Annotated in this window: 20 protein-coding genes; 11 read left to right on the forward strand and 9 right to left on the reverse strand. The window is 62.0% G+C overall.

Going from position 1 to position 23,377, the window contains the following annotated elements; translation table 11 throughout:
* Window positions 1-7: 7 nt before the first annotated feature.
* Window positions 8-1,138, reverse strand: coding sequence for a glycosyltransferase (locus tag LQ232_RS06765; protein WP_230179497.1), 1,131 nt, complete (start codon window positions 1,136-1,138; stop codon window positions 8-10).
* A gap of 75 nt (window positions 1,139-1,213) precedes the next feature.
* Here LQ232_RS06765 and LQ232_RS06770 point away from each other — a divergent pair, with 75 nt between their 5' ends.
* Window positions 1,214-2,422, forward strand: coding sequence for a glycosyltransferase (locus LQ232_RS06770; RefSeq protein WP_230179498.1), 1,209 nt, complete (start codon window positions 1,214-1,216; stop codon window positions 2,420-2,422).
* Window positions 2,419-2,922, forward strand: a complete 504-nt coding sequence (locus tag LQ232_RS23585; RefSeq protein WP_305878587.1) for a serine O-acetyltransferase — start codon at window positions 2,419-2,421, stop codon at window positions 2,920-2,922. Before LQ232_RS06770 ends, LQ232_RS23585 begins: the two co-directional genes overlap by 4 nt.
* Window positions 2,923-3,008: 86 nt before the next feature.
* On the opposite strand, the gene LQ232_RS06780 is transcribed toward LQ232_RS23585, so the two are convergent.
* On the reverse strand, window positions 3,009-4,442 hold the full coding sequence (locus tag LQ232_RS06780; RefSeq protein WP_230179499.1) for a right-handed parallel beta-helix repeat-containing protein: 1,434 nt from the start codon (window positions 4,440-4,442) through the stop codon (window positions 3,009-3,011).
* A 729-nt stretch (window positions 4,443-5,171) separates the two neighbouring features.
* On the opposite strand from LQ232_RS06780, the gene LQ232_RS06785 reads away from it, so the two are divergent.
* Window positions 5,172-6,242, forward strand: a complete 1,071-nt coding sequence (locus LQ232_RS06785; protein WP_230179500.1) for a Gfo/Idh/MocA family protein — start codon at window positions 5,172-5,174, stop codon at window positions 6,240-6,242.
* Window positions 6,239-7,243 (forward strand): NAD(P)-dependent oxidoreductase, encoded by a 1,005-nt coding sequence (locus LQ232_RS06790; protein ID WP_230179501.1) that lies wholly within the window; start codon window positions 6,239-6,241, stop codon window positions 7,241-7,243. Before LQ232_RS06785 ends, LQ232_RS06790 begins: the two co-directional genes overlap by 4 nt.
* On the opposite strand, the gene LQ232_RS06795 is transcribed toward LQ232_RS06790, so the two are convergent.
* From LQ232_RS06795 to LQ232_RS06805, 3 genes are all read right to left on the reverse strand, one after another.
* A complete protein-coding gene (locus tag LQ232_RS06795; protein ID WP_230179502.1) occupies window positions 7,219-8,409 on the reverse strand; it encodes a glycosyltransferase in 1,191 nt (396 codons plus the stop codon). The two genes, LQ232_RS06790 and LQ232_RS06795, sit on opposite strands and share 25 nt — an antisense overlap.
* Before the next feature lie 75 nt (window positions 8,410-8,484).
* Entirely contained in the window at window positions 8,485-8,676 is a 192-nt protein-coding gene (locus LQ232_RS06800; RefSeq protein WP_230179503.1) for a hypothetical protein, read from the reverse strand.
* Window positions 8,677-8,804: 128 nt separating this feature from the next.
* Window positions 8,805-10,610 (reverse strand): TolC family outer membrane protein, encoded by a 1,806-nt coding sequence (locus tag LQ232_RS06805; protein ID WP_230179504.1) that lies wholly within the window; start codon window positions 10,608-10,610, stop codon window positions 8,805-8,807.
* A 338-nt stretch (window positions 10,611-10,948) separates the two neighbouring features.
* On the opposite strand from LQ232_RS06805, the gene LQ232_RS06810 reads away from it, so the two are divergent.
* A complete protein-coding gene (locus tag LQ232_RS06810) occupies window positions 10,949-11,569 on the forward strand; it encodes a transglutaminase-like cysteine peptidase (protein WP_230179505.1) in 621 nt (206 codons plus the stop codon).
* A gap of 22 nt (window positions 11,570-11,591) precedes the next feature.
* Complete coding sequence (locus tag LQ232_RS06815; protein ID WP_230179506.1) at window positions 11,592-13,505, forward strand: EAL domain-containing protein; 1,914 nt, start codon at window positions 11,592-11,594, stop codon at window positions 13,503-13,505.
* 7 nt (window positions 13,506-13,512) lie between these two features.
* Here LQ232_RS06815 and LQ232_RS06820 read toward each other — a convergent pair whose 3' ends face one another.
* Genes LQ232_RS06820 through LQ232_RS06835 form a run of 4 tightly spaced genes read right to left on the reverse strand, consistent with a single transcriptional unit; the run spans window position 13,513 to window position 18,244 of the window.
* Window positions 13,513-14,955, reverse strand: a complete 1,443-nt coding sequence (locus LQ232_RS06820; RefSeq protein ID WP_230179507.1) for an HlyD family type I secretion periplasmic adaptor subunit — start codon at window positions 14,953-14,955, stop codon at window positions 13,513-13,515.
* 15 nt (window positions 14,956-14,970) lie between these two features.
* Entirely contained in the window at window positions 14,971-17,142 is a 2,172-nt protein-coding gene (locus LQ232_RS06825; RefSeq protein WP_230179751.1) for a type I secretion system permease/ATPase, read from the reverse strand.
* Between the two features lie 33 nt (window positions 17,143-17,175).
* The gene (locus LQ232_RS06830; protein WP_230179508.1) at window positions 17,176-17,721 is read right to left on the reverse strand and encodes an NUDIX hydrolase; all 546 of its coding nucleotides are present in this window, start codon (window positions 17,719-17,721) and stop codon (window positions 17,176-17,178) included.
* Between the two features lie 28 nt (window positions 17,722-17,749).
* Window positions 17,750-18,244, reverse strand: a complete 495-nt coding sequence (locus tag LQ232_RS06835; protein ID WP_230179509.1) for a chorismate lyase — start codon at window positions 18,242-18,244, stop codon at window positions 17,750-17,752.
* Between the two features lie 171 nt (window positions 18,245-18,415).
* Here LQ232_RS06835 and pgeF point away from each other — a divergent pair, with 171 nt between their 5' ends.
* From pgeF to phbB, 5 genes are all read left to right on the forward strand, one after another.
* The gene (gene pgeF / locus LQ232_RS06840; protein ID WP_230179510.1) at window positions 18,416-19,156 is read left to right on the forward strand and encodes a peptidoglycan editing factor PgeF; all 741 of its coding nucleotides are present in this window, start codon (window positions 18,416-18,418) and stop codon (window positions 19,154-19,156) included.
* A gap of 52 nt (window positions 19,157-19,208) precedes the next feature.
* A complete protein-coding gene (locus LQ232_RS06845) occupies window positions 19,209-19,454 on the forward strand; it encodes a hypothetical protein (RefSeq protein WP_230179511.1) in 246 nt (81 codons plus the stop codon).
* A 90-nt stretch (window positions 19,455-19,544) separates the two neighbouring features.
* Window positions 19,545-21,266, forward strand: a complete 1,722-nt coding sequence (gene phaC / locus LQ232_RS06850) for a class I poly(R)-hydroxyalkanoic acid synthase (RefSeq protein WP_371820121.1) — start codon at window positions 19,545-19,547, stop codon at window positions 21,264-21,266.
* Window positions 21,267-21,321: 55 nt separating this feature from the next.
* The gene (locus LQ232_RS06855) at window positions 21,322-22,500 is read left to right on the forward strand and encodes an acetyl-CoA C-acetyltransferase (protein WP_230179512.1); all 1,179 of its coding nucleotides are present in this window, start codon (window positions 21,322-21,324) and stop codon (window positions 22,498-22,500) included.
* A gap of 66 nt (window positions 22,501-22,566) precedes the next feature.
* Complete coding sequence (phbB, locus tag LQ232_RS06860; RefSeq protein ID WP_230179513.1) at window positions 22,567-23,304, forward strand: acetoacetyl-CoA reductase; 738 nt, start codon at window positions 22,567-22,569, stop codon at window positions 23,302-23,304.
* The last annotated feature ends 73 nt before the right edge of the window (window positions 23,305-23,377 follow it).

Genomic DNA, 23,377 nt, shown 5'->3' on the forward strand with positions numbered 1-23,377 from the left:
TTCCGGCTCACGCTTCCATGGCGGTGGTGTAGAAGCCTTCGTAAGCCTGCTGCAAAGCGGTGATCGATGCGTTTTGCCGCACCCAGTCATTCGCTGCCGACCCCAGGCGAGTGCGCAATTCCGATGAGTCGAGGAGCAGGGACAGGGCTTCTTCGAGGGCTTGAGCGTCGTCCACCGGAACCAATAAACCAGTTTGTTGATGGTGAATGATTTCAGGGTTGCCGCCCACGGCGCTCGCCACCACCGGCAGGCTCGTGGCACAGGCTTCCAATAAAGCGATCGACAGGCCTTCGGTTTTGGACGGCAGCGCAAAGATGTCGAAGGCTGGCAGCAGGTCGGACACATCCGAGCGCTGGCCAGTGATGAGCAAGCGGTCTGCCACGCCCAAAGCCTGCGCTTGGGCCTTCAAGGAGGCTTCCAGCTCGCCATAACCCACGATGACCACCCGCAGTGCAGGGAAGCGGGCCATCAACCGGGGCAGGATGCCCACCAGCAGGCCGTGATTTTTGAGGCCGACCAGGCGGCCCACGCAGCCAATGACCAAGTCCTTCTCGTCAAGGGCCAGGGTTGTGCGTGCCGCATGACGACGCGGTGCCGAGTTCTGGAATCGATCGACCGGGATGCCGTTGAGCACGGTGGTAGCGCGGGCGGCTGGAACCATGTTCAGGGCAATGTAACGGTCGAAAACTTGTTGGCCCACCATGGCCAGGCGCGCGGTTCGGGTCAACGAGGCCCGGTAGATCCACCTCAACCTGCGGTTGCTCAGACGGGTGCCCATGTCGTGGCAGGTGCCCACCAGGGTGGGGCGTTTGACCATGCCGAACAAGGCGCAGGCCGCGTAATAATTGGGCGAGAAATTATGGGCATGAACGATGTCCGCATTTTGCTCGACCGCACTGCGGCGCAGGGTGCTCAACACGCCAAGGTCAAAAGGTTTGGATTTATTGCCCGAAAGAACTGCGACGCCTGCCTTGGTCAATTCATCGGCCAAACCTTCGGCCCGGTTGATGCTGAAAACGCAGACCCGGTGGCCTTGTCGATGTTGTTCAATTGCCAAATCGGTGACCACCCTTTCCAGGCCGCCAAACTCAAGTGAATCAACGACATGAATGAGACTCAGGGGGCGAGATGTCGGCATATGAATTCACTGAGCGGCTTTGGCAGGCCGAGTGGCAAATCGGCGATGCTACACTGGTTCTAAGGAACCTTTTTAATGCTGAACTATAAATTATCAAAGCACGTCACCCGGGTGCTCTATCACCACCGCACGCAAGGGAAGGCGGTCGAAGGTGTTCATATTCGAGGCATCACCGATGCATTGCGGGCGGATGGTGTTCAGGTAGACATTATTTCTTTGCCGGGCGCAGATCCTTATATCAGCCCCAAAGCCATGTCTCCCACGCAGCAGGCCACCAGCCTGATGAAGTTGGTTTCCAGGTTTCCTGAACCCTTGTTTGAATTGGCCGAGTTGGGCTACAACTTGGTTTCATTCTGGCGTGTGTCACGGTATCTTTCCCAGTACAAGGATGTCGGATTCATTTACGAGCGTTATTCGCTGTTCATGTTTGCCACTGTCCTTCTGGCACGCTGGAAGAAACTGCCCATCATTCTCGAGGTCAATGACTCGGCCAGTGTGGTGCGTGTGCGCCCTTTATTCTTTTTGCGCGTGGCCATGGTGGTAGAGCGCTGGGTATTCAAGAATGCGTCTGGCCTGGTGTTTGTGTCGGGTGTATTCAGGGATCGCATCAAGGCCGCTCATGGCTTAATTGCGCCGGCCATCATCACGCCCAATGCGGCCAACATTGACAAATTCAGCTACACGCCTGAGCAGCGACTTGCCGCCCGCAAGAAGTGGGGCGTCGAGTCTGACGTGGTTTGCGGCTACCTCGGGGCCTTCGTGCCCTGGCATGCCATTGACCAATTTGTTTATCGCATCGCGGACCACTTGAAGGCAACCCCTCACCTCAAGCTGCTGCTGGTGGGCGATGGCGCCACGTATGGCGCGGTGGAAGCTTTTGTCAAGGAGCGGGGGCTGGAGCAACAGATTTTGCTCACGGGCCGGGTCGCTCACGATGACGTGCCAGGCTTGCTGGCGGCGATGGACATGGCGATCTTGCCCAGCGCGGGCGACTACACCTCGCCGGTCAAATTGTTCGAGTTCATGGCCTGTGGCATTGCGCCGATTGCCCCTGATTTCTTGCCGATCCGCGAGGTGCTGATCGAGGGGGAAACCGGGTGGATGTTCCCCGCTGGTGAGCTGGATGTGGCGGTTCAGGCGGTGCTGAAGTTCAGTCAAGACCGTGCGGCGCTGTCTCGGGTTGGCCAGGTGGCCAGGGCTTACGTGGCCAAAGAGCGCCAGTGGCGCAACAACGTGTCGCAGCTGGTGGAGTTTTTCCTTGAGCTGACGGGCAAGCGTCCATGATCTCGCGGTTGCTCAGCGATTTGCGCGCCAAGCAGGCGCTGTATTCGCAATATGGGCCGCCATGCTCTTTGTTGAAGGCAGCGTTGGCGGATGGCACCCTGGCCAATGTTTTGTTCAGGAGCCAGGAAGCGCTGTCAGAAGCCGGCTTGTCACCTTTGGCCTTGATCCCCCATCACCTCAACAAGCTGTTGACGGGCTGCGTGATTGGTGTCAGGGCGCGCTTTGGGCCAGGGTTCGTGCTGGTCCACCCGATCGGCGTGGTCATCAATTCCAGCGTTCGTGGCGGCAATCACATCATTCTGGAAAGCGGCGTGGTGATCGGAGACAACCGTGGCAAATCGCCCGTGCTGGCCAATGACATTTTCGTGGGCTCGGGTGCCAAGATCATTGGTGGCGTGTCCATTGGCGATGGCGTGCGCATTGGGGCCAATGCCGTGGTTTTGAAGGATGTTCCCAGCGGCAGCACGGCCGTGGGCATTCCAGCCAAAGTGCTGGCCTGACAAAGTAAATCGGCCCACCTGTGAAGGTGGGCCGATGACATCAGCTTGCTGATCTTGGAAGAGAGGGGCTCATCGCCCCTGCTTGATCAATACTCGATCGCGCCCAGGTCGGAGCCCGTGCCCTTGACCGTGCGTGCCACGGGCAAGAACGAGCTGTTCAGCTGGTAGGTCACTGGATGAGCCGTGATGGCTGAGGAGATCGTGGAGCTCAGCAGGGTGGTGATCACGCCCTTGTCCAAGATCGCACTGCCTGCCAAAGGCGCCAGGGTGGTCGTGTCGATCGGGGAGGCTGTTCCGGTGATCAGGTTGGCTTGGCCCAGCAGTTGGCCGGTCACAGGGTGCCAAGGATCGGAGTCTGCCCAACGCGAGTTGATCCAGTTGCGGCCCAAGTTCACAATGCCGCCGCCAGTCCAGTACGTGCTGTTGACTTCCTGGTTGGAGCGCATGGCTGGGTAAGTCACCGTCGAGTCAAAGACAAAGACGTTGTTCCAGACTTCGGCACGCTCCAGGGTGGTCGACACCTGGAACAGCACAGCGGTGGAGCCAGTGCCCGTGATCCGCATCGTGTTGTTGTAGAAGTACATGGTGCCCTGGCGGAAATTGGGCTCACCCCATGACGACGTCGGTGTCGAGCCGAAGTGGTCACCACCATAGTGAATCGCGCTGCCGGTGGAGCCGTCTTTGACAATCTGATTGCCGTAGACATAGCTGGTGCGGTACGCGGCGTTGGCCTTGGCCGCGATCGGGAAGTCTTCGGCTTCCACCAAGTCGATCGAGTGAGCGCCTTCTTGCAGGTAGTTGTAGCGAACCACCGTGCCGATCGAGCGATCCTTGATCATGTTGCCCAGGGCGCCTGCACGCAGAGGACCGTAGCGGTTGAACTCCATGACGATGCCGGAGCTGGCCGTGTAGGTGTTGTGCATGTGCACGTCACCAACCACGCCGTTGCCGTAGATGTAATTGCCGGCAATGCGGACGTTCTTGGTCACAGCGAAGTCACCGTCATCAGTCGACTTGGTGTAGATGCCCTGCGTGCAATCGTGAATGACGTTGTCGGCAATGGTGATGTTCTGGCCGCGGTTGACCCAGATGCAAGCGCCGAAGTCGGTGTAGCTGCGGATCACGCCAGCGGCATCGGTGAACTTGTTGGCCGGTGTGGCGCCGCGCACTTCCAGGCCATCGATCTGGATGTAGCTGGGGAACGCCGTCCAGCCCTGAGAACCCAGTTGCTTGACTTGAATGACTGCGCGAGTTTGGTGGAGGAAGGCGGTGTTGGTGCTGTCGCCGTAATCCAGGCCGCGGGTCGTGACCGCGTTTTGACCATCAATGATGGGACGTTGGCCAGAGGCATTCTTGACGCCACAGATGCGAACGGGTGCGGTCGCCGTGCCGGAGGCTGCCACGAGGAACTTGCCGCGGTAAGGCGTGCTGCGGTAGAAAATGCGAACCGTGTCGCCAGCGGCCAAGGAGGCCCATGGCACTTGGTCCAATTCAGCGATTTGACCGGCGAGGGTGCCCACTTGGTAGTCTTTGCCGGAACCTGGGAGGCAGGCGGTCAGGTTGGGGATGGGCGAGGCGGCAGTAGGAGCGGGGGCTGGAGCTGGAGCTGGTGCGGGGGCAGGCGCTGGAGCCGGTGCTGGGGCCGGTGCTGGGGCGGGCGCAGGTGCCGGCGCTGGAGCAGGGGCCGGTGCGGGAGCCGGCGCTGTGACCACGCTGCTTGGGGCAACTGGGATGCTGCCGCCGCCGGTGGTGTCGGTGGTACCGCCACCGCCGCAGCCGGCCAGGGTCAACATGCAAAGGCTGGCAAGGGTAATGCGAGAAGAATTAGACAAGACAAACTGCGCCATAAGACTCAATCGAAAGTTTTGCTTCAGTTCGCGTTGCTCGTTGCCGAGCAAGTGTCACGCTTGAAACGGGGTCAATCTAAGAAGGTTGGCTCATCAAACTTGGACGAAACACCCTTCATGTCGGCCTCAACATTGGCTGCCTGACTGGGTCAAGCCACGGATGTGAAGCTGTTGGATGTATTGTCGGTAGGCCGCCAAATGACCGCCCGTAATTTCGTCACATTGTGATGTAAGGGGGCGTAATAAACGGAGTGGTCGATGGTACTAGCTGGTAACTAGTGGCTGATTTTGTAATAATTTGTTTCAAGACCGCCCAAAAGGCCCAAAATCATGTGTTTGTAATTGGTGCAAAACCCTGCCCATACAATCCCGGATGTCAAAAGAGTGATGAATGGAGACGGCGTGCTAAAAGTTGCGATTGTCGGATGCGGCAAGATTGCCGACGGACACGTGGAGCAGATCCGCGCCATTGGCCGAGGCGAAGTGGTGGCCGTGTGCGACCGCGAGCCCTTGATGGTTGAGCAATTGGCCGTGAGAATGGGGATTTCGGGTCAATTCACCGATGTTCATGACATGTTGGCGACAGTTAGGCCAGATGTTGTGCACATTGCCACGCCGCCAGACTCTCATGTGATGTTGGCCTGTGCAGCACTGGATGCTGGCTGCCACGTTTTCGTCGAAAAACCGTTTGCCATGACCACCGCCGACGCCCAGGTGATCCTGGAGCGGGCCCGCCAGGTGGGTAAGCGCGTGAGCGTTAATTACTTGTACAACTTTGAGCCGCCCGGATTGGAGTTGGAAAAGCTGATGGGCAAAGGGGCGCTGGGCGACGTGGTCCACCTGGAGACCAACTATGGGTACAACTTGGCGGGCGATTACGGCTTGGCGGTGATGGCCGACCCGAACCATTGGGTTCATCGCTTGCCAGGCAAGCTTTTTCACAATGTGCTGGACCACGTGCTGGCCAAAGTGGTGCCTTTCATTGGCGACGACACGACGGTGCAGGTGCTGGCGTTTCGGCGTCGCGAAGCCACGGGCAATCCGGTCATCGATGCATTGAACGATGAGCTGCGCTTCATGTTGCGCAGTGGCGGTACCACGGTGACTGGCCTGGTGAGCGCCCACGGCCGCCCTGTGGCTCACAGTTTGAGGGTGGTGGGTACCAAGGACACGGTTGAGCTGGACTACGGTACGCGCACTTTGGTGCAAAGCGCGCGTTGGACCCAGCCCAGTGCTTTAGGCCGGCTGTTTCCACCCTGGGTGCAGGCCCGGCAGTTTCTCCGAAATGGCATGAGCAGTTTGGGCCAATTCAGGCGCCATGAGTTTCATTACTTTCAATGCATGCGCGTGTTATTGGATCGCTTTTATGATTCTGTAGAGGGCCGAGGTGAGGATCCTATTCCTGCTGCGCAAATTCTTCGTGTTTGCCGGGTGATTGACCAAATTGTTGAAGGCATGGAGACGGCGCGATGAAAGTATTGATCACGGGGGCGGGCGGATTTCTGGGCAAGCGCATTGCCGACAGCATTTTGAGAATGGGCGCGCAGGACTTGCGTTTGCATTTCCGCCAGAAACCGCCAAAGGGCATGATCGAGGATTTGCGCTTGCAGTTTCCCGGCGCGTCGATTGAGGTGGCTCAGGCCAATCTGCTCGCCAAGGAATCGCTGGAGGCCTTGGTGGCTGGCACCGATTGCATCGTGCATGCGGCAGCCGGCATGCGCGGCGCGGCGGCGGATATGTTCGCCAACACGGTGGTGGCCACGCGCAATTTGCTGGACGCAGCCACCGCGCAGAAGATCAAGCGCATCGTGCTGATCAGCTCTTTCTCGGTCTACCACGCCGAGACCCTGGCCCCAGACGCGGTGCTTGACGAAACCACGCCGATCGAGCGCGTTGGCGTCGAGCGCGGCGCGTATGGCTATGCCAAGACTCGCCAGGAACATCTTTTCCTTGACTACCAAAAACGCTTTGGTTTTGAGTCGGTCATCTTGCGCCCTGGTGTGATCTATGGCCCTGGTGGCGGTGCGATGTCTTCTCGCGTGGGCATCAACGCCCTGGGCTTTTTCTTCAGCCTGGGCGGCCGCGCCTTGTTGCCGCTGACTTATGTGGACAACTGCGCGGATGCCGTGGCCCAGGCGGCTTTGAAAGCACCAGCAGGCAGCGCCTTCAACGTGGTGGACGATGATTTGCCCACCTGCAATGGCTACCTGAAGGATTACCGCAAGCGTGTGCAGAAGCTGCGCTGCATCCCGGTGCCGCATTGGGCCTTTTTGTGGGGCTCCAAGGTGCTGGTGAACTACCACCGCAAGTCGAAGGGGCAGTTGCCGGCGGTCTTCACGCCTTACGTGGTCAATTCGATGTACCGCCCTTTGCGGTACACCAATGCCGCCCTGAAGGCGATCGGCTGGCGGCAGCGGGTCAGCACGGCCGATGGCCTGACCACCACGTTTCAGTATTTGCGCGGCAAGCCCTGAGCGCGGTTGGCGATCACCCGTTCGCAAGCCGCCAGCGTTTCCACCGCGACATCGTCCCAGGTGCGGGACATGGCGGCCGCGATGGCCTGGTGATCCCAGGTCTGTTTGAGAGCCTGCACCAGGCCTTTGTGCAGAGAATCGACATCGCGTGGTTTGACCAGGATGCCGTTGCCCATGTGCAGGATCTCGCGCGTGCCACCCACGTCCGTGGCCACGACGGGCCGGCCGCACGCCACACCTTCCACGACCACGTTGGGGTAGCCCTCTGACCAACTGGGCAGCGTCAGCACGTCACTGGCGCTGATCCAGTCGGCCACTTGCTCGGGCGGCAGTCCGCCAGGGAAGTACACCTGCTGCTCCAGGCCGGATGATTTGATGAGCGCGCGCAGTTCTTCTTTCATGACGCCATCGCCCACCATGACCAGTCGGGTCTGCGGATCTTCCTGGACCATGCGCTGGAAGGCGGCCAGCAGTTCGCGCATGCCCTTGGCTTCCACGAAGCGCCCGACATAAATGATCAGGCGCTCATCGGCCGCGATTTTCAGCTTCTGGCGGGCGTGGGCCTGGTCTTGCCAGCGGAAGATGGCTGTGTTGAAGCCATTGACGATGGTGTGCACCTTGTCAGGTGAAGCCCCAAACTGATTGATGGCCGTTTGCCGCATGGCCTCGCTGACCGTCAGCAGCCCATCGACGCCCATGATGGTGCGGCGGGTCATGAAGGCGTTGAGGCCGTCGCGCACGTGGATGTCGGAGCCGAGGGCGCCGACCACGCAGGGCAGTGAGAGCTGGCGGGCCGTGCGCAGCGCCGCGTAGCCGTCGGGGTAGACCCAGTAAGCCAGCACCAGGTCAGGCTTGAACTGTCGGACCCGCGGTGTCAGCGCCATGCTGCTGATGTGACCGTTCAGCGCCCGCGAGATCACGGGGAAGGCCGGGTAGTCGAAGGCATCGACATCCACGCCGTCGAGCTGGTAGTCTGGGCCAACTTCGCCATACAGGTAGCTGCGCGGCGCCATGAAGGGCAAGCGCGGGTAACGCGATTGCTGAAAGAAGACTTTCACGTCGGCCAGTTTGGACAAGGACCTGGCGGTTTCGTGAATGTAGCGCCCACGGGTTTGATCGTGGGCGACCGGCAGCATGGGGGTGACCAGGGCGATGCGTCTAGGCATGGAGAGGTGGCTTTGCGGGCATGCCGGAAGCGGCATGCAAGGCGGTATTGTCACCGCAGCATCGGGGCCCGGATGTCAGCCGCGCAGACGCAACAGCAAATTGTCGGTTTCCTGGCTGGCTTCGCGCTGGGCGTTTTCGTCGGTGAGAAAGGACAACTCTTGCAGCGACAGGCTCAGGTTCACCAGTCCATCGCGCAAATTGAACAGAGCCGCCTGCATGTCGAGGAGCTTGAGCCTCATCTGTTCTGAGCGTTCTTCGTCATGCATCAGCGTACTCCTGCCCCCGAGACCATCACAACTTCAAGCAGGCCACGGGGCGGCCTGTGTGCTTGACGGTCTCACTTTACCCGCTGCTTCTGAGGCGGGCTAGTGCCTATTCGCGGGGGGAGGCTGGGTCAGCGGTTGCTTTCGTTGACGATCACCCATTGGCCATCGATCAGCTTCCAGGTCAGCGCCTTGAAGCTGCTGTCCTTGAAGTTTTGCGATGTGTAATTCTGGGTGAAGCTCGTGACCACCGCGTCACCGCGGGCTTCAGCTTTCACTTGGCTCAACTGGACTTCGATCGGGCCCGGCTTGGCCAGCAGGCGGCGGCGTTCATTGATCCATTTGGCCGAAGTGGAACGCGCTGGCGCAAAATCTTTGGCGTAAAAACCCATGTAGCGGGCGATGTCCTTGGCGGCCCAGGCCATGGCCCAGCCACGCAGCCTTTCGGTCACCGTGGGGATGGCTGGCAGAGCGGGTGCGGATGCCGTGGTGGTGGCCACCGCGGCGGTGCCTGCAGCAGCCGGGCGGCCCAACTTCCTGGCGCGGTCGTTGAGTTCTTCGCGGTTGATGGTGGGCGCCTCAATGCTGATGGCGGGGCAGCGCTGGGCGGCGTCTTCGGCAGCTTGCCAGTTCTGGCCGTTCTCGTTGTCGGTCGCGGCGCTGGGGTTCAGGCCCAGGTTGGCGGTCAGTGAATTCTTGGCCGCGTGGGTGCGGGCGTAAGCCAGTTGCAGGTCGGCTTCGGCATTCACGTAGGCGCGCTTGGCGGTGTACAGCTCGTTTTCCGAGTTCAGCAGATCGAGCAGGCTGCGTTGGCCGATGTCGAATTGCTGGCGGTAGGCATCGCGGGCCTTTTCAATGGCCAGCACATTGCGGTCCAGGGCGGTCAACTGGTCTTTCAGCTTCTGGATGTCGTTGTGGGCGATGGAGGCGGTTTGGCGCACATCACGGCAGGCCTTGTCCCGCTGGTCCGCAGCCTGGTTGACCAAGTTGGCCAACTGGCGGGCGCGGGCCTGGTCAGAGCCGCCGTTGTAGAGGTTCCACGACATCAGGATCTCGGCCGAGGTGTCCCGCTTTTGAGTTTCGATGCCATCGAAGTTCTTGCCGACGCCGCTGCGCACACGGGCTTCCACCTTGGGTTGGTAGTTGCTTTTCTGGCCCGAGGCCTGGGCCTTGGCGGCACGGAGGTTTTCAACCGCGGCTTCAACCGTGGCGCTGGCCAGGACGGCCTGGTTGGTGGTGTCTTCGCTGCTGCTGGGGATGCCTTTGTCCAGGCCTTGAACGGCCGGCTGGTCATTCGCGGGGGCTTCGCCCACCACGCGCAGATAGCGGGCGCTGACGTCGTGCAGGTTGGCGGCTTCGGTAGTGAGGTTGGAATCGGCCAAGGCCAGGCGGGCGGTGGCTTGCTCGGAGTCCACGCCGCGGCCCACACCGGCCTTCACCTTGGATTGCAGCTGGTCTTGAACATAGCGGTGTTGCACGTAATTGTCCTGGGCCAGCTCCACCAGCCTGCGGTAGCGCTGAACGTCGATGTAGGCACGCGAGGCTTCCAGGGCCGCCTCTTCGGTGGCGGACAGGAACTCGAAATAGCGGGTGAGCTTGGCATGGCCCAGACGTTCGACTTCGCGGCGTGTTTGCAGGCCGTCCCACAGAACCTGGTTGGCGCTCAAGGCCACGCCATTGCGATTGAGGCTTTGAGAGTCGGGGTTGCGGTTGGTGATGCGGTCACTGTCGCGGCCCACGCTGGCCGAAAGATCAACCCGCGGCAGGTAGCCGCCTCTGGCAACGCTGATTTCGTCGGTCGCGGCGCGCAGCGCATTAAGGCGCGCGGTCACTTCGGGGTTGCCGTCAATGGCTTTCTGAGCTGCGGCGCCCAGGCCCGCGGTCGGTGCTGTCTGAGTCTGAGCCTGAGCGGCGAACGCGAAGGCTGCCAAAGCCATGGCCGTCATGCCATGTTCAAACGTCGCTTTTTTCAAATCTGACCTCGTTCCTGGGTTGTGCGGCAAAGCCGTGGCAAAGCGGACTCATTTTGTCATCAACCGTTACATCATCCTTCAGCGATTCAGTGATTTCGTGCCAGAAATGCCCTGGGGAGAGCCCTGACATCAAGTTTGGGCAGGGTGTGTCGATTCAGTGAGGTGAGAGTTTTTCGACTTTGACCCTTGACCGGGTCCCCCCTGGAATGAGCCTGGCCCGTGCCGCATTGAGATTGCCCTTCAAGGGATGCTGGCCGGGGCAGGGTGCTCAGCGGCGGTTCGCCGCTGGGCTGGCGCGTTGGATGGTGTTGCTCAGCTTGTTGCTGGGCCATGCCGGCATGGCCTTTGAAACTCAAAAGATCATGGCGGCGGCGCAACGGATGGGGCCGGCCACGGTCAGCCAGGCGCAGGCCTTGATCCAGGAGATTGCTGAAGCGTCGTCCAGCGAAGAGGTAAGTCGCGTCAAACGCATCAATGCATTCTTCAACCGGCGTGTGGAGTACCGCGATGACCGGGACATCTGGGGCCAGGTCGATTACTGGGCCACGCCGCTTGAAATGTTGAACAAGGGCGCGGGGGACTGCGAGGACTACGCCATTGGCAAGTATTTATCCCTGATCGCCGCGGGCGTGTCTCCTGCCAAGATGAGGCTGGTGTACGTGCGGGCCGAGGTGGGGGGCGCGATCCTGGCCCACATGGTGCTGGCCTATTATCCAGAGCCGCAAGCCGAGCCTTTGATCCTGGATAACCTGATCACCGACATTCGGCCCGCCTCCAGGAGGCCGGATTTGGCGCCTGTTTTCAGCTTCAACGCTGAAGGTTTGTGGCAAGGTGTGGGCAGTACCACGGCTGGGGATCCGGTGGCACGCCTTTCGCGCTGGCGGGAGGTGTTGACCAAGACACGGGCGGAGGGGTGGTGGTGATGTTGATGACAAGGGACGCTGCATGTCGCTGATCCGTCAGATCTGGCTGCTGTTGGTGGTGACGCTGCTGATGGCTTTTCTGGGCAGCTTTGCGGTCTGGATGGTTTCGTCGCGGAACTATCTGGAGACACAGTTGCGCCTGAAGAACGCGGACAACGCCCAATCTTTGGCTTTGAGCCTGTCCCAGCAGAAGGGCGACATGGCCTTGATGGACCTGGTGGTGGCCGCCCAGTTCGATACCGGGTTTTACAAGCGCATTTCTCTGCGAGATCCGCGTGGGCAGGTGGTGTCCAACCATGAGGCGGACCTCAAGCGTGCCGATTCGCAGGCTCCGGCCTGGTTCGTGAACATGCTTTCAATTGATTCCACGCCTGGTGTGGCGCAGGTGTCTGATGGCTGGCGCGCGCTTGGGTCGGTGGAGGTGGTCAGCCATTCCTCGTTCGCCGACGACCAGCTGTGGCAAGGAAGCATCACCACGGCCATGTGGCTGGCGGCTTTGGGCGCCTTGGCTGGTGTGGTGGCCAGCTTCGGGGTGCGCGCCATCCGCCGCCCCCTGAATGCCACCGTGGGCCAGGCCCAAGCCTTGATGGAGCGGCGTTTCATCACGGTGGAGCAACCCAAGGTGCCCGAGCTGGCCCGCCTGAGCCAGGCCATGAACGCCGTGGTCGAGCGGCTGAAATCCCAATTTGACGACCAAGCCTTCCAGGTGGAGCAGTTGCGTCGGCAGGCGCATTGCGATCCGTTGACGGGCTTGTCCAACCGGACGCACTTTGTCGCCCAGCTGGGCACTGCGCTGAACAACGACGAGGGGTCCGGGCGTGGCTTGCTGTGCATGATCCGTGTGGTCGACCTGGCCATGGTCAATCGCGTGATGGGGCACCGGCAAACCGACCTGCTGTTGCAAAAGCTGGCCTCGGTGCTCAATGAGGTGTCGGTGGGTGTGGTGGGCGTGGCCACAGGGCGTCTGAATGGGGGCGACTTCGCGGTGTGCCTGACGCACGACGATGTGCCCTTGCCGCAGCCCGAGCATTACGCCGATTCGATCAAACGTGCTTTTGCCGAGCTGGGCACCACAGCCAGCGTGGTGGTGGGCGCCACGCACTGGGAGCGTGGCGTGGCCATGCAGCAGGTGTTGGCCGCCGCCGATTCGGCCCTGGCCCGTGCCGAAAGCCGTGGCGGCTTCGCGGTGGAGTTGTCCAAGATGAGTTCGGCGTCCGAGTCGGCCATGGGCGAGGACGAGTGGCGTCGCCGCATGACGTCGGCCCTGTTGGAAGATCGGCTGTTGTTGGTGAGTTTCCCGGTGCTGGACCGCGATTCAAAACTGGTGCACCACGAATCCCCCATGCGCATGCAGTTGGAGCCCGGTGGGCCCTTCGAGTCCGCGGCGCATTGGCTGCCCATGGCCTTGCGCTGCAATTTGATTTCGCAGATTGATGAAGCGGCGGTGGCCTTGGCCTTGTCACAGATCGCGGCCGACCAGCAGCCTCGCGGTGTGAACCTGTCGCCCGCTTCCCTGTTGGACAGCGGATTTGTGCCTCGCCTGCGCGCGCGCCTGGCCGAGGCGCCTGAAGAAGCGCAGCTGTTGTGGCTTGAAGTCTCTGAAGTGGCGGCGGTTGAACGTTTCGAGCTGGTGCGTGAGCTGTGCAAGCAGTTGCGTCCCCTGGGTGCCCGCATCGGGCTGGAGCATGCCGGTGAGCGCCTGACGCGCATTGAGTTCCTGTTCGAAGCCGGCCTGGACTACGTCAAGCTGGACGCGTCGGTGGTGCAGGGCGTGTCGAAAGACCTGGCCCGGGCGGCTTTCGTGGCGGCCACGGCCTCCATGTTGCACGGCTTGGGTTTGCAGGTTTACGCCGAGGGCGTGGCCGAAGCCGAAGACATTCCCGCGCTGGTCCATTGCGGCATCGATGGCGTGACCGGCCCCGCGGTCAGGGCCTGACGTCGGTTCAGCGTTCTTTCAGTGCGTAGGCCCGGGCCTTGAGCACGGGCTTGAGCAAATAGGACAGCACCGTCTTCTTGCCCGTGAGGATGTCCACCTCGGCCGTCATGCCGGGGATGATGGGCATCTTGGCGCTGAAGTTGGTCGCCTTGGTGCGCACCCGCACAACGTAATAGGTGTTGACGCCGCGCTCATCGGTGATGGTGTCGGGGCTGATGTTCTCGACCGTGGCATCCATCCCGCCATAGATGGAGAAGTCATAGGCGGTGAGCTTGACGGTGGCGGCCTGGCCAGGGTGGATGAAGGCAATGTCACGCGGTTGCACGCGGGCCTCCAGCACCAGGGCATCGTCCAGCGGCACGATCTCCAGGATGTCTTTGCCAGGTTGCACGACACCGCCCACGGTGTTGGCCAGCAGGCGCTGGATGCGGCCACGAACGGGCGACTTGACCTGGGCTTTGTCGACCTTGTCGGCCAGGGCCACGGCGCCTTCGTTCAAGGCGTTGAGCTTGCCCAGCACATCCGACAGGTCTTTGCGGATCTCGTTGCGGAAAGTGAGTTCGGTTTCCTGGATCTTGCGTTGCGCCTCGTTGATGGCGGCCATCACGCGGGCGCTTTGCGCACCGGCCTGCTCCATGTCGCCCCGGGCTTTGCTGACATCGCGTTCCAGGCGCAGCACTTCCACCTCGGACACGGCACCGGTGGCGAGCAATGGGCGGGTCTTGGCCAGCTCTTGCTGCGACAGATCGAGGGTGCGGCCGGCTGATTCGCGGCGCGAGCGCATTTCGCTCAACTCTTGTTGCCGTTGTGCCAGTTGCTGTTGGTTGATGCCGATCATGGAAGCCAGTTCGGCGCGCTTGGCATCGTAGAGCTGGCGTTCTTCTTCGACGATGCGCACCTCGTCCAGGTTGTCGGCGGTGGGTGTGGGCGGGGCAAAGGCCACACCTTCGGCCAAGGCCTTCAGCCTGGCGAGCTTGGTGCGCAAGGCAAAGGCGTTGGCATTGCTTTCGCGCATGCCCGAGGTGGCCCGTGTCTCGTCGATCTTCAGCAGCAGCTGACCTTGCTCGACCACTTGGCCTTCCTTGACCAGGATCTCTGACACCACGCCGCCATCGTAAGACTGGATGACTTGCAGCTGCCGCGATGGGATGACCTTGGCTTCGCCTTTGGTGACTTCATCGATCTCGGCCAAGGCGGCCCAGACGATCAGGCCCAGCACCACGAACACGGCCGAGCGCACCAGGGTCTGGGCCCGGTAAGTGCCATGGGTGGACATGACGGCATCGGCATCCAGCTCGAAGCTGCGCATGCCGGTGGCCTGGGCCGATTCGGGCGTGACGCGTGGCCCGGCCAGGTGGTCCAGCAACCAGTCGGTGGCTGGTGCGGTGAAGCGCCGTATCGACTCCAGCACCGCGATCATCACCTGGCCCAATTTCATGAGTGTCTTCATGGTGGCTGCCTTGGCTCAGACCGCGCGGGCGATGCGCCCGGACGCCAGGGCCTGCAGGATCTGCTCGCGCGGACCATCGGCCATGACCTTGCCCTGGTCCACCACGATGACGCGGTCGACGAACGACAACATGGAGGTGCGGTGCGTGACCAGCACCACCGTTTTGCCGGCCGAGAATTCTTTCATGCGTTGGGTGACGAAGGCCTCGGTTGAAAAGTCCATGGCGCTGGTGGGTTCGTCCAGCAGCAGGATGGGCGCGTTGTGCAGCACCGCCCGCGCGATGCCCACGCCTTGCCGCTGCCCGCCCGACAGCAATTCGCCCCGCTCGCCCACCGGCATGTCAAAGCCCTGCGGGTGGCGGTGGATCATGTCGCTGATGCCAGCCAGCTCGGCGGCCGACACGATGGCGTCGTCTTGCGCGTGCGGCATGCCGAAAATGATGTTGTCGCGCAGCGTGCCAAAGAACAGGGTGACGTCTTGCGAGACATAGCCCAGGTTGCGGCGAACATCGGCGGGATCCAACTGGCGCATGTCGATGCCATCGAGCAGCACGGCGCCCTGGGCGGGTTGGTACAGGCCCAGGATCAGCTTTTGCAGCGTGGTCTTGCCCGAGCCCACCTTGCCGATCAAGGCAACCTTTTCACCCGGCTTGATCTTGAAGCTGATGTTGTCCAGCGCCGAATCCTTGCGCCCGGGGTAGGCAAAGGACACGTGGCGGAACTCGATCTCGCCTTTGATCTCGCGGCGCTCGACGAAGCTGGTGCCCAGCGGCCGCTCCACCGGCTGGTCCATGATCTTGTTCAGCGACTCCATCGCGGTGACGGCGCCTTGGTACTGCATCAGCAGCCCAACGATTTGCCCGGCGGGCGCCAGCGCGCGGCCCGCCAGCATCGTCGAGGCGATCAGGCCGCCCATGGTCAGACTCTTGTCGGTGATCAGGTACACGCCGATCAGGATGATGGCCACCGACACCAGTTGCTGCAGGCTGGCCGTGGTGTACATGGCGCTGGACGACAGCCCGCGCATGCGCACATTCAGCTTGGCCAGGTATTGGTTGGCCCGCTCCCAACGCGCCTGGATCAGGCCTTCGGCGCCTTGCGACTTGATGGTCTCGATGCCGGTCAGGCTTTCCACCAGCGTGGCGTTGCGTTGCGCCGAGGCCTGGTAGGTGCTTTGCGACAACTCATGCAGGCGGTGTTGAAGCACGTAGCCGGCCACCAGGATGAAGGTGAACACCAGCACCACGGGGATCACCAACCACAGCGAGATCCAGCCAATGACCAGCACAAACAAGATGGCGAAGGGCAGGTCGATCAAGGCCGTGACCGTGCTGGAGGCAATGAAATCGCGCACCTGCTCGAAGCCGCGCAGATTGGCAGCGAAAGAACCCACTGACTGCGGACGATTCTCCAGCTTCATGCCCAATACCCGTTCCATCAGCGTGGCCGAAATCTGCACGTCAATGCGCGCGCTGGCTTCGTCCACGAAATGGCTGCGCAACAGGCGAATGGCCAGGTCAGAGGCCTGCACGAGCATCACGCCGATGGCCAGGGCCCACAAGGTTTCAACCGCGTGGTTGGGCACCACCCGGTCGTACACATTCATGGAAAAGATGGGAAACGCCAGGGCGAAGAGGTTGATCAGCAGCGCGGCCGACAGCACGTCGCGGTAAACGAAACGCTGCGCCAGCACCGCGCCCCAGAACCAGTGGCCCGTTTTGGTGGCGCGAACTTCCGGGGTGCGCTCATCGAACCGGAAATGAGGGCGGGCAAACAGCACGATGCCGCTGTAGCGTGCGGCCAGGTCTTGCGCGGACAGTTCGATGCTGCCTTGTCCGGTTTCAGGCAGCAGGACCTTGGCGTTTCCCTGGGTGTCCTGGCTGAGCAGCACGCAAGCCTGGTTGTCTTTGAGGACCAGGATTGCCGGCAGGGTTTTGTCGTCGATGTTCTTGAGCGGCACGCGTTGGACCTTGGCGGCCAAGCCAGCACGGGAGGCCGCGCGTTCCGCCAGAGACAAGGGCAAGGGGCCTTTGTCCATCGGCAACCCGGCGGACAGGGAGGCGCGGGTGGCCGCGTGGCCATGCAATCGCCCAACCTCGATCAGGCAATCCAGCAGCGGATCGGGGGCGATCAGGTCTTCGCGCAGGCGTGCTGTGGCGTCAGCAGACGACGTGCTGGATGGCGGCATGACCGCGGCGATGGGTTCCTGAGGTTTGTTCACTCAACGGATATCGGCACAGTGGACGTCAAATTGACCACTCACTCGGTCGGCGTAGTACTTTTCGAGTGTCATGCGGACAGTGCGGAAGGCCAACTCGTCCCAGGGAATGTCTTTCTCGCTGAACAACTGGGCCTCGATGGTTTCAGGGCCAGGTGAGAAATCCGTGTCCAGCAGGCGGGCCCGGTAGAAGAAGTGCACCTGGCCGGCCGTCAGCACATTGATCACGCAGTAAAGGCCTTGCATCTCGATGTGGGCACCGGCTTCTTCATCGGTTTCGCGGGCGGCGCCTTCCTGGGTGCTTTCGCCCAACTCCATGAAGCCGGCGGGCAAGGTCCAGAAGCCCTTGCGAGGCTCGATGTTGCGCCGACACAGTAGCACTTTGTCTTCCCAGACAGGCAGGGTACCCACGACGTTGAGTGGGTTCACATAGTGGACATGGTGGCAGGCGGGGCAGACGGCGCGCTCGCGGTTGTCGTCTTCGGGAACGCGGTACTCCACCCGGGTGCCACAGACTTGGCAGTGCTCAATGCGGCGTGAAAAAAGCATGGCCCCAGTGTAAAGGCATCAGGCCGGCTCAGCCGACCTGGCGGGTCAGGCGGTGAGCGTCCAGTTGCTCGATCCAGGGGGCAAAGGACTCCATCACCCGCAAGGCCTGGCCATGCTGCCAGAACACCGAACTGCGTGCCCACCGCGGGTGCCTGCCCGGCCACGCCGCGCGCAGTCTTGGTTCGGCCAGTCCGTGGCGGGCGAGTTGCTGGATGCGCAGGGGCTCGCGGTGCACGTGGGAACGCTGGAACAGTAGTTCGGCCAGTGGCCGTGTGCCCAGGCCGGTCAGCGCTTTCCAGGTGCCTTGCAATGCCCTGTGTGAGGTGGCGCTGCGCGCCCACACCACCGGCACGCCATCCAGCAACAGCACCACTTCGCGGACGTGGCCACTGCGGCAAGCCAGGTCGCGGCGCTCTTGAGGCCAAAGACGCTGGCTGCCTTGGCGCTGCACCTGGACTTCGACCACCCCGTGCGCCCGCAACCGCGCGGTGAGCGACCCTGTGGCGCTCAGCCAGGCGTGCAACGACGCGTTGCTTGGATGAGGCTGACGGCAACGGCCGGGGCGGTGGACCCCGCGTTGGCTGGGCAAATTGGGGGCGGCGGAACGAGGTAGCATCGGGCCGCGATGATAGCCTCGACACCTCCCACTTGGCCTGCTGGCTGGATTTCCTCCTCGCTCGGGGCGGGCGTGCGCATGCTCATGACGGCGCGCGACGGCTTGCACCCCGGTACCGCCAGCCAGCCGCCCTGGGACGCCTTCAACCTGGGCAACCATGTCGGTGATGAGCCGGCCGATGTGCAGCGCCACCGCGAGGAGTTGGCCGCGGCGCTTCAGGCCCAGCCTGTGTGGCTGCAGCAGGTGCACGGCAACCGGGTGGTTCGCCTGAGCAGCCAGACCCTGACCACCTTGGCCGAGACACAGGCCGACGGCGCCGTCACCACCGAGCCTGGCTTGGTCTGCGCCATCATGGTCGCCGACTGCCTGCCCATCCTGTTGGCGGCCCCGGAAGGCCGGGGTGTGGCGGCCCTGCACGCCGGCTGGCGGGGCTTGGCCGGGGCGGCCGATCTGAATGGCCTGGGCATTGCCCACACTGGCGTGGCCGCCTTGTGCGAGGCGGCGTCTTGTGATCCAGTGGATTTGCGCGCCTGGCTGGGGCCCTGCATCGGCCCGACCGCGTTTCAGGTGGGGCCCGATGTGTTGAGCGGGTTTGGCGTCGATCCCGCCCAAAGCCACCCGCGCTTCATCCCGCAGTCGGCAAACCGCTGGTTGGCGGACCTGGCGGGCCTGGCCGCAGATCGCCTTCAAACCCTGGGGCTTCACCGCATAGAGGGTGGCCATTGGTGCACGGTGTCGGCGCCTTCACGCTTCTTTTCGTTCCGGCGCGACCGGGTCACGGGGCGTCAGGCCGCTTGCATCTGGTTGACCGGGCTCTGACAGCGCTTGCGCCTCTGACGCGGCCTCGCGGGCGCGGCGTGCCTGCCGGCGCATGGGCGTGCCCACCAGGTACATCACCAACGCCAAGGGGCCGACCCCGTATAAAAAGAAGGTGACGATCGCCCCCAGCACGCTGCCAATGGGGCTGACGGCTTCGGCCACAGTCATCAACAGGACGACAAACATCCAGGCGATTGCAATGATCCACATTTCAGGTCGAGGCCTTTGTCAAGCCGTGCGCGGCCCGAAGTTTGCTTTGAATGAGGCGAAAACACATCACGCCGAGGGGAGATGTTGATCCGCTGCAAAAAATCTGTGCCCAGAATACGGCAACATGGCGACACCGACATCGGTGCTCGCAACCTCGCAGGTCCTGCCAAGGAGACATATGGCTGTCATTCAACGGTCTCGTTCCAAAAAATCGACGAATGCTTCCTCCACGACTCCGCCGCCGCCCATTGAATCCACGCAAGTCCTCACTGAAAGCGTGGGCTCGAGCCTGCAATCCATCGCAGGGCTGACCGTGCCTTGGGACCAGATGTCCCGCATTCAGCAAGACTATGTGGAGCAGGCGACGAGCTTATGGAACAAGGCGCTGGAGCAGCCGGGCCAGCTCAAGCCAGATGACCGCCGCTTTGCCTCGCCCGAGTGGATCAGCACCCCGGCCAATGCCTTCATGGCGTCGATGTACCTGCTCAATGCCCGCACCTTGCAGCGCCTGGCCGACAGCTTGAGCGGTGACGAAAAAGCCCGAGACCGCGTGCGTTTCGCCGTGCAGCAGTGGGTGGACGCGGCCGCGCCCTCCAACTTCATGGCATTGAACCCCGAGGCGCAGAAAAAAGCCATCGAGACCAAGGGTGAAAGCATCACCCAGGGCCTGCAGATGCTGTTGAACGACATCAGCCAAGGGCACATGTCGCAGACCGACGAAAGCGTGTTCGAAGTGGGGCGCAATGTGGCCACCTCTGAAGGTTCGGTCGTGTTCGAGAACGAGTTTTTTCAACTGATCGAGTACAAGCCGCTGACCGACAAGGTGCATGCCTTGCCCTTGCTGATCGTGCCCCCGTGCATCAACAAGTTCTACATCCTGGACCTGCAGCCCGACAACTCGCTGGTGCGTTTCGCCGTGTCGCAGGGCCACCGCGTGTTCGTGGTGAGCTGGGTCAATGCCGATGAAGAGCTGGCCCAGTCCACCTGGGACGACTACATTGAAAAAGGCACCATCGAGGCCATCAACGTGGTGCGCGAGATCGCGGCCACTGAGCAGATCAACGCCCTGGGCTTCTGCGTGGGCGGCACTTTGCTGGCCACGGCCCTGGCGGTGATGGATGCGCGCGGCGACAAACCCGTGGCCAGCCTGACCTTGCTGACCACCTTCCTGGACTTCGTCAACACGGGCACCTTGGATTTGTTCGTGGACGAGGCCATGGTGCAGGTGCGCGAAACAAGCATTGGTGAGCGCAGCCCACAGGGCGGCGGCTTGATGCGTGGTGGCGAGCTGGCCGCCACGTTTTCCTTCCTGCGCGCCAACGACCTGGTCTGGAACTACGTGGTGGGCAACTATCTCAAAGGTGAAAAGCCCCCGGCATTTGACCTGTTGTACTGGAACGGCGACAGCACCAACCTGCCCGGGCCCATGTACTGCTGGTACCTGCGCAACACCTACCTCGAAAACAAGCTGGCGCAGCCCAACGCCGTCACGGTGTGCGGCCAGCCGGTGGATTTGCGCCGCCTGAACATGCCCACTTTTGTGTACGGGTCGCGCGAAGACCACATCGTGCCTTGGGACAGCGCCTACGCCTCAACGCAGTTGCTGCAGGGCCCCACCACCTTCGTGCTGGGTGCTTCCGGACACATCGCCGGGGTCATCAATCCACCGCAGAAAAATAAGCGCAGTTACTGGACCAGCGGCGCCACGGGGGCTTTCCCGTCCACGGCCCAGGCATGGATGGCGTCTGCGAAAGAGCACCCCGGCAGTTGGTGGGCCACCTGGGCTGAATGGCTCGGCACGCATGCGGGCAAGAAGATTGCGGCCCCGAAGCAACTGGGCAGCAAAAAACACCGGCCAATCGAGCCGGCTCCGGGCCGTTACGTCTTGCGCAAGGCGTGAACCGCGCTCATCATTTATCGCAGCAATTGACAATTCTGGAAAAAAGGAACCTGTCATGACCGACATCGTGATCGTTGCCGCTTCCCGCACCGCCGTGGGCAAGTTCGGCGGAACCCTGGCCAAGACCCCGGCCTCTGACCTGGGGGCGGTCGTCATCCAGGATCTGCTCAAGCGCGCCAACCTGACCGGCGACCAGATCAGCGAGGTGATTCTGGGCCAGGTTCTGACGGCAGGCGTCGGCCAGAACCCGGCCCGCCAGGCGGTCATCAAGGCCGGTCTGCCCCAAGGGGTGCCCGCCTTCACCATCAACAAGGTATGCGGCTCGGGCCTGAAGGCCGTGATGCTGGCCGCGCAGTCCATCCGCGACGGCGACTCTGAAATCGTCATTGCCGGGGGCCAGGAGAGCATGAGCATGGCGCCGCACGTGCTGCCAGGGTCGCGCGAGGGCCAGCGCATGGGTGATTGGAAGTTGATCGATTCCATGATCACCGACGGCCTGTGGGACGTCTACAACCAGTACCACATGGGCATCACCGCCGAAAACGTGGCCAAGAAGTACGAGATCAGCCGCGAGCAGCAAGATGCGCTGGCGCTGGCTTCGCAGCAGAAGGCCGCGGCCGCGGTTGATTCAGGTCGATTCAAGGATGAGATCGCCCCCGTGCTGATCCCCCAGCGCAAGGGCGATCCACTGGTTTTTGACACCGATGAGTTTGTCAACCGCAAATCAACCGCCGAGGTGCTGGCAGGCCTGCGGCCGGCTTTTGACAAGGCGGGCACCGTGACGGCTGGCAATGCCTCGGGTCTGAACGATGGCGCCGCCGCCGTGTTGGTCATGAGTGCCAAAAAGGCCCAACAACTGGGGCTGACGCCCTTGGCGCGCATTGCCTCGTACGCCAATGCGGCGCTGGACCCCGCCTACATGGGCATGGGGCCCGTGCCGGCTTCGCGCCGCGCGCTGGAACGCGCTGGCTGGAAGGCGGCCGACCTGGATCTGCTTGAAATCAATGAAGCCTTTGCCGCGCAAGCCTGCGCCGTGCACAAGGAAATGGGCTGGGACACCAGCAAGGTCAATGTGAATGGCGGCGCCATTGCCATTGGCCACCCCATCGGTGCTTCGGGCTGCCGCGTGTTGGTCACGCTGCTGCACGAAATGCAAAAGCGCGATGCCCACAAGGGCATTGCTTCACTGTGCATTGGCGGCGGCATGGGCGTGGCCCTCACGGTCGAACGCTGATCACCCGATTTGTTCTTTCTCTCTCGCAACACGATTAGATTTTTTCCCCAAAAAGAGGAGCATTCCATGAGTCAAAAAGTGGCCTACGTGACCGGCGGTATGGGCGGCATCGGCACCTCGATCTGCCAACGTCTGCACAAAGACGGTTTCAAGGTGATCGCAGGCTGCGGGCCCAGTCGTGACTTCAAGAAGTGGCTGGACGAGCAAAAAGCCTTGGGCTATTCGTTTTACGCCTCGGTTGGCAATGTGGCCGACTGGGATTCCACCGTGGAAGCCTTCAAGAAAACCCGCGCCGAGCATGGCCCTGTCGATGTGCTGGTCAACAACGCCGGCATCACGCGCGACGGCATGTTCCGCAAAATGACCAAGGCCGATTGGGACGCGGTGATGGACACCAATCTGAACAGCCTGTTCAACGTGACCAAGCAGGTCATCGATGACATGGTGGACCGTGGTTGGGGGCGCGTGGTCAACATCAGCTCGGTCAATGGCGAAAAGGGCCAGTTTGGCCAAACCAACTACTCGGCCGCCAAAGCCGGCATGCACGGCTTCACCATGGCCTTGGCCCAGGAAGTGGCCAACAAGGGCGTGACGGTCAACACCGTGTCGCCTGGCTACATTGGCACCGACATGGTGCGTGCCATCCGCCAAGACGTGCTGGACAAGATCGTGGCCACCATTCCGGTGAAGCGCTTGGGCACGCCCGAAGACATCGCTTCGATGGTGTCGTGGGTGTCGAGCGACGAATCGGGTTTTGCCACGGGCGCAGACTTCTCGATCAATGGCGGGCTGCACATGGGCTAAGCCAAAGCCCCTGGCGTTGGCTTGACCCGACGGCCCCGCAGGTCTTCCAGACCGCGGGGCTTTTTCAATGGCG

Origin of the sequence: Aquabacterium sp. CECT 9606, from assembly GCF_918741295.1 — a bacterium.
Lineage (GTDB): Bacteria > Pseudomonadota > Gammaproteobacteria > Burkholderiales > Burkholderiaceae_C > Aquabacterium.

Coding starts and splice junctions, on each gene's coding strand:
- LQ232_RS06765 (WP_230179497.1), bottom strand. CDS start 1,138: ATGCCGACATCTCGCCCCCTGAGTCTCATTCATGTCGTTGATTCACTT.
- LQ232_RS06770 (WP_230179498.1), top strand. CDS start 1,214: ATGCTGAACTATAAATTATCAAAGCACGTCACCCGGGTGCTCTATCAC.
- LQ232_RS23585 (WP_305878587.1), top strand. CDS start 2,419: ATGATCTCGCGGTTGCTCAGCGATTTGCGCGCCAAGCAGGCGCTGTAT.
- LQ232_RS06790 (WP_230179501.1), top strand. CDS start 6,239: ATGAAAGTATTGATCACGGGGGCGGGCGGATTTCTGGGCAAGCGCATT.
- LQ232_RS06795 (WP_230179502.1), bottom strand. CDS start 8,409: ATGCCTAGACGCATCGCCCTGGTCACCCCCATGCTGCCGGTCGCCCAC.
- LQ232_RS06800 (WP_230179503.1), bottom strand. CDS start 8,676: ATGCATGACGAAGAACGCTCAGAACAGATGAGGCTCAAGCTCCTCGAC.
- LQ232_RS06805 (WP_230179504.1), bottom strand. CDS start 10,610: ATGGCTTTGGCAGCCTTCGCGTTCGCCGCTCAGGCTCAGACTCAGACA.
- LQ232_RS06810 (WP_230179505.1), top strand. CDS start 10,949: ATGGTGTTGCTCAGCTTGTTGCTGGGCCATGCCGGCATGGCCTTTGAA.
- LQ232_RS06815 (WP_230179506.1), top strand. CDS start 11,592: ATGTCGCTGATCCGTCAGATCTGGCTGCTGTTGGTGGTGACGCTGCTG.
- LQ232_RS06820 (WP_230179507.1), bottom strand. CDS start 14,955: ATGAAGACACTCATGAAATTGGGCCAGGTGATGATCGCGGTGCTGGAG.
- LQ232_RS06825 (WP_230179751.1), bottom strand. CDS start 17,142: ATGCCGCCATCCAGCACGTCGTCTGCTGACGCCACAGCACGCCTGCGC.
- LQ232_RS06830 (WP_230179508.1), bottom strand. CDS start 17,721: ATGCTTTTTTCACGCCGCATTGAGCACTGCCAAGTCTGTGGCACCCGG.
- pgeF (WP_230179510.1), top strand. CDS start 18,416: ATGCTCATGACGGCGCGCGACGGCTTGCACCCCGGTACCGCCAGCCAG.
- LQ232_RS06845 (WP_230179511.1), top strand. CDS start 19,209: ATGGGCGTGCCCACCAGGTACATCACCAACGCCAAGGGGCCGACCCCG.
- phaC (WP_371820121.1), top strand. CDS start 19,545: ATGGCTGTCATTCAACGGTCTCGTTCCAAAAAATCGACGAATGCTTCC.
- LQ232_RS06855 (WP_230179512.1), top strand. CDS start 21,322: ATGACCGACATCGTGATCGTTGCCGCTTCCCGCACCGCCGTGGGCAAG.
- phbB (WP_230179513.1), top strand. CDS start 22,567: ATGAGTCAAAAAGTGGCCTACGTGACCGGCGGTATGGGCGGCATCGGC.